General features: G+C 63.8%; 10 protein-coding genes. 7 read left to right on the top strand and 3 right to left on the bottom strand.

Going from position 1 to position 15,166, the window contains the following annotated elements; genetic code table 11:
* Positions 1-64: 64 nt before the first annotated feature.
* Complete coding sequence (locus M1D78_RS13770; RefSeq protein ID WP_437421319.1) at positions 65-1,138, bottom strand: hypothetical protein; 1,074 nt, start codon at positions 1,136-1,138, stop codon at positions 65-67.
* Positions 1,139-1,149: 11 nt separating this feature from the next.
* Positions 1,150-3,219, bottom strand: a complete 2,070-nt coding sequence (locus M1D78_RS13765) for an alpha-amylase (RefSeq protein WP_437421318.1) — start codon at positions 3,217-3,219, stop codon at positions 1,150-1,152.
* Between the two features lie 235 nt (positions 3,220-3,454).
* Between M1D78_RS13765 and malE the strand changes: the two genes are divergently transcribed.
* From malE to M1D78_RS13740, 5 genes are all read left to right on the top strand, one after another.
* A complete protein-coding gene (malE, locus tag M1D78_RS13760; RefSeq protein ID WP_437420557.1) occupies positions 3,455-4,642 on the top strand; it encodes a maltose/maltodextrin ABC transporter substrate-binding protein MalE in 1,188 nt (395 codons plus the stop codon).
* Between the two features lie 70 nt (positions 4,643-4,712).
* Positions 4,713-6,278, top strand: a complete 1,566-nt coding sequence (malF, locus tag M1D78_RS13755; protein ID WP_437420556.1) for a maltose ABC transporter permease MalF — start codon at positions 4,713-4,715, stop codon at positions 6,276-6,278.
* A gap of 10 nt (positions 6,279-6,288) precedes the next feature.
* Entirely contained in the window at positions 6,289-7,179 is an 891-nt protein-coding gene (malG, locus tag M1D78_RS13750; RefSeq protein WP_437420555.1) for a maltose ABC transporter permease MalG, read from the top strand.
* A 36-nt stretch (positions 7,180-7,215) separates the two neighbouring features.
* Complete coding sequence (gene malT / locus M1D78_RS13745; RefSeq protein WP_437420554.1) at positions 7,216-9,960, top strand: HTH-type transcriptional regulator MalT; 2,745 nt, start codon at positions 7,216-7,218, stop codon at positions 9,958-9,960.
* 63 nt (positions 9,961-10,023) lie between these two features.
* Complete coding sequence (locus tag M1D78_RS13740) at positions 10,024-10,572, top strand: sugar O-acetyltransferase (protein WP_437420553.1); 549 nt, start codon at positions 10,024-10,026, stop codon at positions 10,570-10,572.
* Between the two features lie 66 nt (positions 10,573-10,638).
* Here M1D78_RS13740 and M1D78_RS13735 read toward each other — a convergent pair whose 3' ends face one another.
* On the bottom strand, positions 10,639-11,919 hold the full coding sequence (locus tag M1D78_RS13735; protein WP_437420552.1) for a hypothetical protein: 1,281 nt from the start codon (positions 11,917-11,919) through the stop codon (positions 10,639-10,641).
* 426 nt (positions 11,920-12,345) lie between these two features.
* Between M1D78_RS13735 and M1D78_RS13730 the strand changes: the two genes are divergently transcribed.
* Positions 12,346-13,965 (top strand): alpha-glucosidase, encoded by a 1,620-nt coding sequence (locus M1D78_RS13730; RefSeq protein ID WP_437420551.1) that lies wholly within the window; start codon positions 12,346-12,348, stop codon positions 13,963-13,965.
* A gap of 73 nt (positions 13,966-14,038) precedes the next feature.
* Entirely contained in the window at positions 14,039-15,154 is a 1,116-nt protein-coding gene (gene malK, locus M1D78_RS13725; RefSeq protein ID WP_437420550.1) for a maltose/maltodextrin ABC transporter ATP-binding protein MalK, read from the top strand.
* Positions 15,155-15,166: the final 12 nt, after the last annotated feature.

Raw genomic sequence — 15,166 nt, 5'->3', positions numbered from 1 at the left:
ACCAAAGACGCTTGGAGTGTGAGATGCATACATTTTGAAGCTGGGCGGTAATCGAACGCTTCGATCAAATTTTGTCGACCTGCCAACCCGCGGCCAGGTGGTGCGCTTTTCGCAAATAGGCCCCTATCTGTTCTGCCGGGGCGAGTGATGTCACCGCCTGCAAATCGCGGTAGCGATGCTCGATGACGTGTTTCAGCCAGCCAATACGCGCCAGGGTCGATGGGGTGCAGGTCTGACCGTGAAGGTCGTCCTTCAAATCTAGCCAATGCGAACGCCAGGCCTCCTTCAGGTACAGCGCTTCGAGACCGGCTCCTAGGGCGCTGCGCCATTCACGGATGATCGCATCGAGCCAGTGCAGCACCTCGCTGCTGGCACCGCGACGACGGAGCGCTTCACGCAGTCCCCGGTAGGCCGCGACGGCGATGCGCTTTTCCTGCTCGAAATCGGCCAGGGCGAGGGTTTCGCTCCGGTGCTCCAATGTCATGAGGTGCGCAAAAAACTGGCGGGTTTCGAAACGCTCGATGGCATGAAATTCGGGCGTTGCGGTTCCGTTGCTGTTGAAATCACGCAGTGGATCGAAGCGGTACATATAGCCAAGGTCGAACAGCCGTACCCGTCCGTCATCGAGGGTATTGCCGGGGGACAGGTCCCATTCGAACAGGCCCGCCAGCAGCAAGGCGACCAAGGTGTCGAACAGCTGCGTGAGCTGACGCTCGCCCCAGCATTCGATTGGCGTTCCGTCGACCCACGGCGACAGCAACACACCTTGGCGATAGCTGGCGTATCGGGTCTGCACGACCGCCTGAATGGGGTCGGTGTCTGGGCGGTCGCGCTGCACTTCACGCAGTTCTGAACGCCGCTGCAGCTCGTTGAGGAAGCTGGTCTGCCCATCCACGTTTTCGACCCTGCACCGGCTGCGAGCGCGTTTGAGTGCCCATTGCCGGCCATCGGCATTGAGTCGGTAGACGACCCCCGTGAGCCCTGCCTCGTGGCGCTCCTGCACGCAGGGTTCGTCACCGCGGATAGCGAGCAGTTGTTCAAGCGGCAAGGGGCAGTCGGCCGGGGTCCCGATCTGTAGCTCGGCGCCGCTGGCAATGAAGGCCCGCTGGTGGGCGTGGCGTTGCTGTTCGGATGTCATGACCATGCGGATCAGCGTCCCTGGACCACGATGACCTTGTCCTCGCCGTGCTCACGCGCAAACGCGTAGGGCGCTTCGGACAGTTGCCGGTGGCTTCCGGCGCCGATTGCCGGGTGTCGCGCGCGGAACTGACCAAGACGCTGCCAATGGCTGATCAGGGAGCTGATTTCGGGACGCGCGTGGTCAGCCCAGTTCATGTCCGAACGGGTGCCCTGGAACGGGTCCGAGCCGGTCGGGCCGAACGGCCGTGCGCTTTCGTCACCATAGAACAGCTGCACGGCGCCGGGGCTTAGCAGTAGGGCATTGGCGAGGCCGCGCTGGCGCTGCAGGTCGCCATCGTGCCGGGCGCTGAACAGGCGAGTGTCGTGCGACGAGGCGTAGCTCATCAGGTTGTGGCCGGGGTGGTCTGCAAGGAGGCCGGCGTATTGCCGATACCCCGGTTCGGCCAGGCGCAGGCAGTCGCTGGCGAGGTCGGCAATTTCGTCCTGGAAGGCGAAGTTGATCAGCGCGTCGAAGCCGTTGGCCTGATAGTCGCTGGGTTGCGGGCCGTGTCCGAAGACTTCGCCGACCATCCAGAACGGCTGGCCCGCCATCGGGTCGTGCGGGTTGGCGGCGGCCCAGTCGCGGCGGGCCTGGTCGGCCTGCTGACGCAGGTAGGCCCAGCTCGAAGGTTCGACATGCTTGACCGTATCGGCACGAAACCCATCGACGCCGAATTCGCGCACCCAGCGCGTCAGCCACTCGGCCAGGTAGTCGCGCACCCGATAGCCGTCTCGCTCGATGGCGCCCGTCGGCTGTTTGTGCGTGAGGAAGCCTGGCAGACCAACCGTTTCGTCGCGTTCGGTGCGAAAGTCTGGAAGGAAGGCCAGCGAGCCCTTTAGTGGATCGACCAGGGCGCTGGGTGGTGTCGGGTAGTTGGCGATGCCGGCGCGAACCCAATCCTTGCCCCACCAGTGCGACCAGGCCGGGTGCTCGTAGTCGACCAGGTTGTGGTACGCGTGCAGGTTCTCGTGTGGCTCGGGTCGCCAGTTGCTCCAACGTGCGGGCAGGTACTGCGCCATGCCGTCTCGCAGGCCACCAAAGCCGAAGGTTTGCATGTCGGCCAGGGTGGAATAACCGGCATGGTTGAGCACAACGTCGAACAGCACACGGATGCCGCGTGCGTGCGCCTGGCGGATCAGCTCGTGCAGGTCGCCCTCCTCGCCCATGTTGGCGTCCAGTTCGGTGTAATCCAGCACGTAATAGCCGTGGTAGGCGTAATGGCGGAAGTCGCCCCTGTCGCCGCCGCCGACCCAACCGTGGATCTGTTCGTATGGCGCACTGATCCAGAGTGCGTCGATGCCCAGTTCGGCAAGGTAGTCGAGCTTGCCGGTCAGCCCCTTGAGGTCACCGCCGTGGAAGGTGCCGATCTCCTCCTCGCCATCGGGCGCGCGGCCGTAGCTGTGATCGTTGCCCGGCTCGCCATTGGCGAAGCGGTCGGTGAGCACGAAATAGACAGTCGCGTTGCGCCAGTCATGCGGGTGGCTGATAGGCGCATCCACCGCCTCGATCAGCAGCAAGCCATCACTGTCCGCGGCAGGCGCGAGCCTGACCTGGCCGTCGCGTACCGGTGCGCTGTCGCCGCCGTAAGCGTCACGCAGCAGTTGGCCCTCGGCGAATACACCGTTGACCTCTACCGTCATCGGCTCGCCGTTCCATGGCTTGCAGCTCGGCTGCGCCGGCGTTTTAGCCTCCTTTCGGACCGGCAGCAGGCGCAGGTGCGGGTCGTCACCGGTCTGCACCAAGAGGCGATAGTGCCCGGGCTGCGTCACGACGAAATCAAACCGGCTGCGGGCGTCCAGGTCATGCCGCTGGTAGGGCTTGAGCGGCTGCGCATCGCCTGAGTCGTCCCCCAGGCGCAGGTGCCCCTTGGGCAGTTCCAGTTCGGCCGCGAAACGGCCGTCCGTCAATGTTTGCCATGCCGGTTGCAGCCGCTGACCATCGAGTCGTATCGGGACTTCCGGCGCTCCGTACGTGATGGGTGCGAGCCCACCGAAACAAAGGGCTAGGATTAAGGGACTAAGGGGCGTCAGGTGGCGCATGTCCGGCTCCGGCTTGGCGGGTTCATGGCTCATTCAAGCCTGTTTTGACCGGCAAGTGCAGGCGCAGACGGGCGGCGCGCGGCGGTGAACTACGCCCCGCTTCTACGCCCCTCATCCGCTGTGCGGGGAGGATGCCGCGTGGTGCGAACGGGGCGACTATGACGGAACTGCGGGACCGCCCTGGCGGCCGGCAGCAGATGTGGATCAACAATAAGAAGCCACGAGGGAATACCCAATGAACAAAACGCTGTTTGCAGCGGCCGTCGTCGGCCTCTCTGCAACCCTGAGCCTGCCCCTGTCTGTTCAGGCGGCCATCGAGGAAGGCAAGCTCGTCGTCTGGATCAATGGCGACAAGGGCTACAAAGGGCTGGCCAAGGTGGGCGAGCGCTTCACCGAGGAAACCGGCATTCCCGTGGAGGTGGCGCATCCCGACGGTGCCACGGACAAATTTCAGCAGGCCGCCGCTACCGGTAACGGCCCCGACATCTTCATCTGGGCTCACGACCGCCTCGGTGAGTGGGCGCAAAGTGGCCTGCTCACCCCGGTAACGCCCAGCAGCGAGGCGAAGGATGCCATTGCCGATTTCGCCTGGGACGCCGTCCGCTATGACGGCAAGCTGTGGGGCTATCCCATGGCGGTCGAGGCGCCCGCGCTGATCTACAACAAAGCCCTTGTGCCGACGCCGCCGAAGACCTTCGAGGAGGTTCTGGCGATGCATAAGGACCTCGCTGCGGACGGCAAGCGCGCCATTCTCTGGGACTACAACAACACCTACTTCACCTGGGCGCTGCTGGCCGCGAATGGCGGCTATGCGTTCAAGGACACCGAAACCGGTTATGACGTCAGCCAGACCGGTGTCAACAACGCTGGCGCCAAGCAGGGTGCGGCGATGCTCAAGCGGCTGGTAGACGAAGGCGTCATGCCCAAGGGCGCCGACTACAGCGCGGCCGAAGCGGCTTTCAACAAAGGCGAGTCGGCAATGTTCATCAGCGGCCCCTGGGCCTGGTCGAACATTCGCAAGAGCGGCATCGACTTCGGTGTCGCGCCGATTCCTGCCGTAGGCGAGGGCGCCAGCAAACCCTTCTCCGGCGTGATGGCCGCGACCCTGAACGCCGCCAGCCCCAACCAGGCGCTCGCCGTCGAGTTCCTGGAGAACTACCTGCTGCAACCCGAGGGCCTGAAGACGGTTAACGCGGACGTGCCGCTCGGTGCGGTCGTCAACGAGGCGTACATGGCTGAGTTGGCGGATGACCCGCTGATCAAGGCCACGTTCGACAGCGCCGAGCAGGGTCGCCCGATGCCGAATATTCCGCAGATGGGTGTGTTCTGGTCGGCCATGGAAGCGGCGCTGACCAACATCACCTCCGGTCGTCAAACCGTGGATGCCGCCCTGGATGACGCCGCCAAACGCATCGTCAAATAACTCGTCCCGCAACGAACCGCAGCCGTCGACGCCTGCGTCCGCGGCTGCGCGCCCTGAGGCTCAGATTCCGATGTCCGTCGTGAATGTTTCCGCCGAGGTGCCCGGCCGCGCCGTGCCCAGGCTTTCCCTACCACGCTTGCCTGCCATGATGCGCTGGGGCCTGTGGCTGCTCTGCAACGCCTTTGCGCTGTACCTGATCGTCGCGCTCTATGCGCAAGGCCAGACGGTATTCGCGCTGCTCGGGCTGGTGGTCGCGGGGATTGCCAGTTTCGTCTTCATCAGCCGCCGGGCCTATGCCCATCGCTACATTTTTCCCTCCGTGGCGGGGATGCTGATCTTCGTGATCTTTCCGCTGCTCTACACCGTGGGCATCGGCTTTACTAACTACAGCGGCACCAACTTGCTGAGCTTCGAGCAGGCGCAGCGTTATCACCTCGGCCAGACCTACGTAGCCGGCGAGCGCCACGCCTTCAGCCTGCACCAGAACGACGGCGGCGAGATGCGCCTGCGCGTGGATCGCGGCGAGCGGGGGCTGTGGGTGTCCGCACCGCTGGCCGGCGAGCCGGTGGAGGGCGAACCGCTGCCGATGAGCCCGGAAACGGAGGTCGCCGATTTGGGCGAGGCCTTGCCACTGCGCGACGTTATTCGCCAGCGCAAGGCACTCGAACAGTGGGTGATGCGTGCTGATGACGGCCAATTACTGCGCCTGTATGGCCTGCGCGAAGTCGCTGCGGTCGAACCGCTGTACCGCCTGCAGGACGACGGTTCGCTGATCAATAACCAGACCGGCGAACGCCTGACCGCGAACGACGAGATCGGCTTCTACATCGACGCGGACGGCCAGCCGGTCGCACCGGGTTACACCGTCTACGCTGGCTGGAGCAATTTCGCCAAGGTACTGACCGATCCGAAGATCCGCGGTCCGTTTCTGCAGATCTTTGTCTGGACGGTCTGCTTCGCCGGGTTGACGGTGGTTTTCACGCTGGCCGTCGGGCTGGTGCTTGCCAGTCTGCTGCAGTGGGAGATGGTGCGCGGCAAAGCCTTCTACCGGCTGATGCTGATCCTGCCGTACGCCGTGCCGGCGTTTATCTCGATCCTGGTGTTCAAGGGGCTGTTCAACCAGAGCTTCGGCGAGATAAACCTGATGCTCGACAGCCTGTTCGGTGTACGGCCCGACTGGTTCAGTGACCCGACGCTGGCACGCACCATGGTGCTCATCGTCAATACCTGGCTGGGTTACCCCTACATGCTGCTGCTGTGCATGGGCTTGCTGCAGGCGATCCCGCGTGATCTTTACGAAGCCTCGGCCATGGACGGCGCGACGCCGCTGGACAACCTGCTGCAGATCACGCTGCCGTTGCTGATCAAACCCCTGGCGCCGCTGCTGATCGCAAGCTTCGCCTTCAACTTCAATAACTTTGTACTGATCACGCTGCTGACCCGCGGTGGCCCGGACATCCTTGGCACCACCACGCCAGCGGGCACCACCGACCTGTTGGTAAGCTACACCTACCGCATCGCGTTCCAGGATTCGGGGCAGAACTTCGCCCTGGCCGCCGCCATCGCCACGCTGATTTTCATCGTCGTCGGTGCCATGGCCTGGCTGAACCTGAAACTCTCGAAAGTGAACGTGTGAGGACGCCTGCATGGCCATGGTCCAACCAAAATCCGTCAAGTACCGCATCTGGCTGACCCATGCCGGGCTGCTGACGTTCGTTGCGCTGATCCTGTTCCCGTTGCTGATGGTGGTCTCGATCTCGTTCCGCGAAGGCAATTTCGCCACCGGCAGCTTGCTGCCGGACAACCCCACGCTGGAGCACTGGTCGCTGGCGCTGGGCATTCCCTATGAGCAGGAAAACGGGACGGTCAGCAATCCGCCGTTCCCGGTCCTCACCTGGCTGTGGAATTCGATCAAGATCGCGCTCATCAGCTCGCTGCTGATCCTGATGCTTTCAACCACCAGCGCCTATGCCTTCGCGCGGCTGCGCTTCGGCGGGAAGGCGCCGATCCTAAAAGGCATGCTGATCTTTCAGATGTTTCCGCCGGTGCTCACACTGGTGGCGATCTATGCGCTGTTCGACCAGCTCGGCAAACATGTCGGCTGGCTGGGCATCAATACCCACGGCGCGGTCATCGTCGCCTCGCTGGGCGGCATGGCGCTGCACATCTGGACGATCAAGGGTTACTTCGAAAGCATCGACCGGTCGCTGGAGGAAGCCGCCATCGTCGATGGCGCAACCACGTGGCAGGCCTTCGTGCATATCCTCCTGCCGATGAGTGTGCCGATTCTCGCCGTAGTGTTCATCCTCGCGTTCATCGCCAGCATCACCGAGTACCCGATTGCCTCCGTCCTGCTGATGGATGTAGACAAGCTCACGCTGTCGGTCGGCGCGCAGCAATACCTGTACGACCAGAACTACCTCTGGGGCGACTTTGCCGCGGCGGCGGTGCTGTCCGGCTTGCCGATCACGCTGGTGTTTCTCTACTGCCAGCGTTGGATCGTCGGTGGGCTGACCGCAGGCGGCGTCAAGGGCTGAGGAGCCTCGAACGATCAAGGAAGAGGAGACAGGATCATGAACGCCATACGGCCCGCCCCCTTGCCGTTGATACCGGCCAGGTTGAAAGCCCCTTCGCTGCCGCGCGGTCTGCTGGCGCGCCCGCGGCTGGACGAGTGGTTTTTGCTCCTGGGCGAGGTACGCCTGGCGGTGTTGCAGGCGCCCAGTGGCTTCGGCAAGACCACCCTGGCCTGCCAGTGGGCGCAGGCGTTCGACGGGCGCGTCGCCTGGTTGCAGTTGCACCCGGCGGATAACGATCCGCAGCAGCTGGGCCGTTATCTGCTGCACGCGCTGGACGCGCGACTCGAGCACGGTTGCCCGCGCAGCCTTTTGCTCGCGGGGCAGGGCAGCCTGCCTTTCGAAACGCTGCTGACGCACCTACTGGCCGAGTTGCCGACCGAGCACGAACCGCTGCTGCTGGTGCTGGATGATTTCGAGGCGCTGCACGATGCATCGGTGATTGGCGCGTTGCGTTTCTTTCTTCGCCACATGCCCGGCTGGCTAACGCTGTTGGTATGCAGCCGCGGCCAGCCGGGCCTGGGTCTCGCAGACTTGCGCGTCAAGCACCAGTTGCTGGTGGTCGATGCTCAACAGATGGCGTTCGAGACGGATGAAGTGCAGGCGCTGCTCGACCTCGGCCTGCCGGTACCGATCAACCGTGAGCAGGTCGAACGCCTCAACCGGCGCATCGGTGGCTGGCCCTGTGCGCTGCAGCTGGCCTTGCAGGAAGTGCAGACCGGCCGCGGTATGGACCTGTTTCTCGAACACCTGCAATTGGGTCATCCCCATGTGCGCGACTACATGCGAGAACAGGTCGTCGCCGAGTTGGCGCCCGAAACGTTGGAGTTCCTTCAGGCGACCTGCCTGCTGGAGCGCTTCAACGCGCCGCTGGCCGATCGCCTGACCCAGGGTTGCAATGCCCGCGAGATGCTCGAGCAACTGGAGCGTGACGGGTTGTTCGTCCAGCCGCAGGACGGCCTGCACCAGTGGTATGCCTACCACCCATTGTTCGCGACGTTTTTGCAGGGCGAGCTGCGCATGCGTCAGCCGCAGCGGTTGTCCGAACTGCATCAGCGCGCCGCCGAGGCGCTGATGGCCGAGAACCTGCCGGAGGAGGCCGCACGCCATGCGGTGCTGGCGGGCTGCCCGAGCCGCGTCGGCGAGGTGCTCGAGCGGCACGGTCGGCAGTTCTACCGTCAAGGTCGCCTGGGGTTGCTGCAGCAATGCCTGGAAACACTCCCCGAGGCGGTCATCGCCGGTTCGCCGCTGCTGACCTTGCTGCAAGCCTGGGTTTCTCAGAATTCCTACCAGTACGATCAGGTCGAGCGTTGGTTCGAGGCCAGCGAGCGAACCCTCCAGCACAGCTGTTCAGACGAGGATTGGGCGCGCATCGTTGGCGAATTCAATGCCGTGCGTGCGCAAGTGGCGATGAACCGGGGCGACGAGCAGCAAGCCATCGCCCTGGCCCGCGAGGCGCTGGCGCGCGAGCCGTTGATCATGCGGACCTCGAAGGTCGCGGCACTGTCCGGGATGGCCGAGGCGCATTTCGTCCAGGGCCTGTTGCCGCAGGCGCAGAAGCAATACGAGGAAGCTGAACGGCGCGCGCGCGAGATACGCGCCTCGCACCTGGTGGTCTGGAACCTCGGCCAGCTGTCCGAGATCGCCATCGCGCAAGGCTATCTGCAGAAGGCTTACTCGCTGCAGGAACGTGCGATCCAGTATGTCGAGCAGGCTGAGCTGCGGGCCACGCCAATCATGGAATTCATCTACCGCGTGCGCGGGCAGGTGCTGCTCGAATGGCATCATCTGGACGCTGCCGAACAGTGCGCGCTGCAGGGTATCCAGATTCTCGAGGACGTCGGCGAGCGCTGGCGCCTGCAGTGCTACGCGCTACTCGCTGGCATCGCCCACGCCCGCGGCCAGCAGAGCGCCTGTGCCGACTACATTGGCAAGCTTCAGAGCATGCTCGCTGATGACCGCTACCACGTCGACTGGCTCGCCAACGCCCATGCCGCCATGCTCAGCTACTGGGATTCGACGCAGGACAAAGCGGCCATTCAGCAGTGGCTGCTCACTGCACCTGCGCTGGAGCGGGGCCGCAACCATTTCGCCCAGTACAACGCGCGTAACCATGCGCGGGCCTATCTGTCGCTGAAACAGCCGGACAAGGCGCTGCCAATCCTGCGTCAGCTGCAGGTCGATGCCGAGCAGCATGGCCTGGTGATGGACCTCAACCGCAACCACATTCTGCTGGCTCATCTGCACTGGCTGCGCGAAGAGCGTCAGCAGGCGCTCGATCACCTGCAATTGGCGCTCACCCTGGCCAGCAGCACGGGGGCGATCGGCAGTTTCCTGCGCGTCGGCAAACTGCTCATCGCCATGCTCAAGGCATTGCAGCACGAACGCAGGCTCGACGAGCTCGAGGCGCAGCGGGCCGACCGCCTGATCCAACTGGCGCAGCAGCAGCGCGATTTCAGCCGGGCGATCCGTATCACACTCGACGAAGCCGTGATCCAGGACATCATCAACCGCCCGGACGTGCCTGAACTGATCCGCCATTCACCCCTCACGCGGCGTGAGTGGCAGGTGCTGAGCCTGATCCACGCGGGGCAGTCCAACGAGCAGATCGCCGAGCACCTCAACGTGGCGCCGACCACCATCAAGACGCACATCCGCAGCCTTTATCAAAAGCTCAACATCACTCACCGCAACGAGGCCGTGCAATTGGCGCGTAGCCTGTTGAGCAAGATTCAGGGTGAATGAGCGGGCCCGAGCGATATCGCCGCTAGGGTCAAAACCTGAACCATCCGCCCACCGGAGTCCGCGATGACCTTGACCGAGAAACAAAAGATGCTGGCCGGCGAGCTGTACCGCCCGGGTGACCCCGAGCTGCAGGCCGACCAGGCCCATGCGAAGGCCTGGATGGTGCGCTACAACGCGGCGCTCGCGGAAACGCCTGCGGTTCGCCGGGGACTGCTGGCCGAGCTGTTCGGCAGCGTGGGGCAGGGCGCCGTGATCCGCCCGCCGTTTCACTGCGACTACGGCTACAACATTCATCTGGGCGACGAGGTGTTCCTCAACTTCAACTGCGTCATCCTCGACGTGGCCGAGGTTCGCATTGGGGCTGGCACTCAGATTGGGCCAGCCGTGCAGATATACGCCGCGGATCATCCACGCGATGCCGAGGGGCGGCGCAGCGGGCTGGAATTTGGTCGCCCGGTGCTGATCGGCGAGCACGTGTGGATTGGCGGCGGCGCGATCATCCTGCCGGGTGTGACCGTCGGCGATGGCGCCGTGATCGGGGCGGGTAGTGTGGTAACGCGAGACGTCGCGGCAGGCGCGACCGTGATGGGCAACCCGGCACGTAGCCGCTAGCTGGCGTGCGAGTCGTGCGTTAGAGAGGGAAGCGGCAGCCGGCGCAGGGCCGGCTGCCGGTGCTGCTTACTGCTGAGTCACGGTGGCGAGGTTGCCCGAGCCCATCTGCGAAACGATGGCCGAGTTGCCCATGCCGCTCTGGTCGAGCACGGCCCGGTTGGCGTCGCCGCCCTGGAGCACCTGTGCTAGCTGGCCTTCGCCGCTTTGCATCAGGCTGACTTCGTTGTTCGACCCATAGATCTGCTGGATGTCGGCAACGTTGAGATCGCCGTTCTGCACGACGTCGACCAGGTTGTTGTCGCCGTAGCTCGAACCGCTGAGCTCGTTGCCGTTGCCGGTCTGCTGGGCGGTGAGCAGGTTGTCGCTTCCATCCTGCAGGAAGTCGACGCTTTGCCTGGTGCCTTCCTGTGTTACGTAGGCTTCGTTGTACTGTCCGGCCTGCTCCAGCGTAGCGCTGTTCTGGCTACCTGCGAGTTGGTCGACAACGACGTAGTTGTTGTCGCCGGCTTGGTTGATGGAGGCGCTGTTGCTATCCCCTGCCTGGAACACGTCGGCGCTGTTGGAGGTGCCGTCCTGGTAAATCGAGGCGGTCTGCAGCGAGCCGCTCTGGTCGATATAGGCCTCGTTGGACAGGCCGTTCGACTCGATGGTGGCGGTGTGTTCGGAGCCTTCCTGGCTGATCGAAGCGACCTGCGAATCGCCCTGCTGGGTGATATTGGCGCTCGAATCGAAGGCGCCCACCTGGTAGATGGTCGCGTCGTTGAAGTTGCCCTGCTGGTCGACCAATGCGTCGTTGCGGGCGCCACCGTCCTGCCAGACCAGCGAGACGTTCTCGTCACCCGTTTGGCGCTGCTCGGATACGCTGGATTCGGTGTTCTCCTGGATGGATTCGGCGAAGTTGCCGTTGCCAGCCTGGTCGATGACCGTGCTGCTGAGGTCCGCCGCGGTCTGCTCGGTCAGCGCCAGGTTGTTATTGCCATCCTGGTACTGGGCTGCGCTGGCGCCGAACGAGTCGTTCTGCACGATGCTCGCGTCGTTTTCGTCGCCGTACTGTTCCTGGATTGCCTCGCTCTGCTGCGTGCCGGTCTGGACGAGATCGGCCAGGTTCCCGGTGCCCGCCTGGGTCTGGAGCGCGTCGGACAGGTTCGCGTTGGTCTGGGTGACCATACCGTCATTGTTGGCACCGATCTGCGACTGGTAGGACAGGTTGTCCTGGCCGCCGGTTTGGGTCACTTCGGCCACGTTGTCGGCGCCCGACTGGTTCTGTTCTGCGCTGTTGTCGTCGGCGTACGCCTGGGTAGCCATGATCGCGATGATGGCGGCTGCGAGGGGCTTGCACTTGAACATGTCGTCTCTCCATGGAAGGTGGGTGCGGTGTCGCTCCTGACTGGCTGCACCGGGTCGAGCAGGGCGGCAGCTACTTCGGGGATCAGTCTTGGAACGCAACCGATCCTATAACCGCTGCGTGACAGATAAGTGTCGGTGCGCTTGCGGGGTGACGTTTCCATGGCGTATCGCCTGCCGTTCATCGGCGGTCTCCGCTGAGTAGCGAGCACGATCGCTGCTACGCCTTACTGGATGAGCAGGTTCTGCGTGCAATCACTCCAGCGACCACACCGCCACGGCGTGCAGCCAGCCGTACTACGCCCCGGCCAAGTGGCTCGGCTACGCCCGCCAGATACGCCTCGGCTAAGTCGGGTCGGGAGGATGTTGCGACCGGCTGCCACGCCTAGAGTGGCGGCCTGTTGTTCCCACGAACCCAAGGGGTGGTCTATGAATCGCAACGACTGGTGGCGCGGTGGCGTCATCTACCAGGTCTATCCGCGCAGCTTTTACGACAGCAACGGCGACGGCGTTGGTGACCTGCGCGGCGTGGTCGAGAAGATCGACTACATCGCCAGCCTTAATGTCGATGCCATCTGGCTATCCCCGTTCTTCACCTCGCCGATGAAGGACTTCGGTTACGACGTGGCGGACTACCGCGGCGTCGACCCGCTGTTCGGCACGCTCGATGACTTCAAGCACCTGATCGAGACTGCTCACGCGCGTGGCATGCGCATCCTCATCGACCAGGTGCTCAACCATTCCTCCGACCAACACGCCTGGTTCAAGGAAAGCCGGTCGAGCCGCGACAACCCGAAGGCGGATTGGTATGTCTGGGCCGACCCAAAGGAGGACGGCACGGTGCCGAACAACTGGCTGTCGGTGTTCGGCGGCCCGGCGTGGACCTGGGACAGCCGGCGCAAGCAGTATTACCTGCACAATTTCCTCTCCAGCCAACCGGACCTGAATTTCCACTGCGAAGCCGTGCAGCAACAGCTACTCGACGACATGGAGTTCTGGTTGCAGCTCGGTGTAGACGGCTTTCGGCTGGATGCCGCGAATTTCTACTTCCATGACCAGGCGCTGCGTGACAACCCGCCCAACCATGACATTCGCGAAGGCAGCATCGGGGTGCGTGCCGACAACCCCTATGCGTTCCAGAAGCATCTCTACGACAAGACGCAACCGGAGAACCTGGGCTTCTTGCGGCGAATCCGGCAGTTGCTGGAGCGCTACCCCGGCAGCGCCACGGTGGCGGAAATCGGCTGCGATCACTCGTTGCGCACCATGGCCGCCTATACCGGAGGCAGCGAGGCGCTGCACATGGCTTATTCGTTCGACCTGCTCACCGAGCAATGCAGCCCGGCGTTCCTGCGCCACACCATCGATTGCGTCGAGCGTGAGCTGGCCGAGGGCTGGCCGTGCTGGTCGATTGGCAATCACGACGTCGTCCGGGTGATGAGTCGGTGGGCGCTGGGCAACCAGCCCGATCACGCCCGTGGTCGCATGTTCATGGCGATGCTGCTGAGCATGCGCGGCAGCGTGTGCCTTTATCAGGGCGAGGAGCTGGGGCTGGACGAGGCCGAGCTGCAATTCGAGCAATTGGTCGATCCCTACGGCATTCGCTTCTGGCCCGAATTCAAGGGCCGTGACGGCTGCCGCACGCCCATGCCGTGGCACGACGCGGACCCGCACGGCGGCTTCAGCCGCGAGCAGCCCTGGTTGCCGCTGGCGGACCGGCACCTCGCGCTGTCGGTCGCGGCCCAGGATCCGGTTCCAGATTCAATGCTGAACATCTATCGACGTTTTCTCGCATGGCGTCAGGATCAGCCCTTGCTGATCGAGGGCAGCATGCGCACCCTGTACCACGATGAAACCTTGCTCATGTACGAGCGGCGGCTGGGTGACGAGGCCTGGATCTGCTTGTTCAACATGGGCGACAGCGTGCGGCACTTTGATCTGTCGGCGCCGGTCGAAGGCCTCGATGTGCCCTCGTCCTCAGCCGTGTTCGAGGGGCAGGCCGTGCAGCTCCCGGCGCACGGCTTCGGCTTCGCCCGCCGACTTGGGTGAGCTGCCCGATTTTTTCGAGGCCAGCCTGGCCACCGCGCTCGCCGCGGTGGCCATTTGAAGGAGAACAACAAGAATGGCCAGCGTTACCCTGCGAAACATCTGCAAGAGCTACGACGGTGTACCCATCACCCGGGGCATCGATCTGGATATCGCCGACGGTGAGTTCGTCGTTTTCGTCGGCCCTTCAGGGTGCGGCAAGTCGACCTTGCTGCGGTTGATCGCCGGCCTGGAGGACATCACCGACGGCGAGCTGAAGATCGATGGCGAGCGCGTCAACGAGCGCCCGCCGATGGAGCGCTCGGTGGGGATGGTGTTTCAGTCCTACGCCCTGTACCCGCATATGAATGTCGCCGAGAACATGGCCTTTGGCCTGAAGTTGGCGAAGATCGACAAGGCGGAGATACGCCGGCGGGTCGACGCGGCGGCGAAGATCCTGCAACTCGACCAGATGCTCGAACGCAAGCCGAAGGACCTGTCTGGCGGCCAGCGCCAGCGTGTCGCCATCGGCCGCACCATGGTCCGCGAGCCGAAAGTGTTTCTGTTCGACGAGCCGCTATCCAATCTCGACGCCTTTCTCCGTGTGCAGATGCGCATCGAAATCTCGCGGCTGCACCAGCGTCTCAAGGCAACGATGATTTATGTTACGCACGACCAGGTCGAAGCCATGACCCTGGCCGACAAGATCGTCGTGCTCAACGCTGGCCGCATCGCTCAGGTCGGCCCACCGCTGGAGCTGTATCACTATCCGGACAACCAATTCGTGGCGGGCTTCATCGGGTCGCCGCAGATGAACTTCCTGACGGTGACGGTGGCAACGGCCAGTGCCGAATCGGTCGAAGTGAACCTGCCAGGTGGTAGCCGCCTGCAGGTGCCTGTCGATGGCGCGGGGCTGGATGCGTGCGAGACGCTTACGCTGGGCATTCGCCCGGAACACTTCGTCGATCCGGAGCAGGCGGATTTTATCTTCAACGGTGAAGTGGCCGTTGCCGAGCGGCTGGGCGATCACAACCTCTTGCACCTGAACCTCGAAGGCGTCGATGGCATGGTCGCCGTCGCGAGCGATGGCAACCGGCGCGTCGCCGAAGGCCAGGCGTATGCAACTGGCCTTCAGGCGAACAAGTGCCATCTGTTCCGGGCTGATGGCCAAGCCTGCGCCAGGCACTACCGGGAGCCAGCGCTATTCGGCTGACCGCCAGAGCGA

This window comes from Pseudomonas sp. SA195, assembly GCF_054131565.1.
This window is presented reverse-complemented; position numbering and strand designations above follow the sequence as displayed.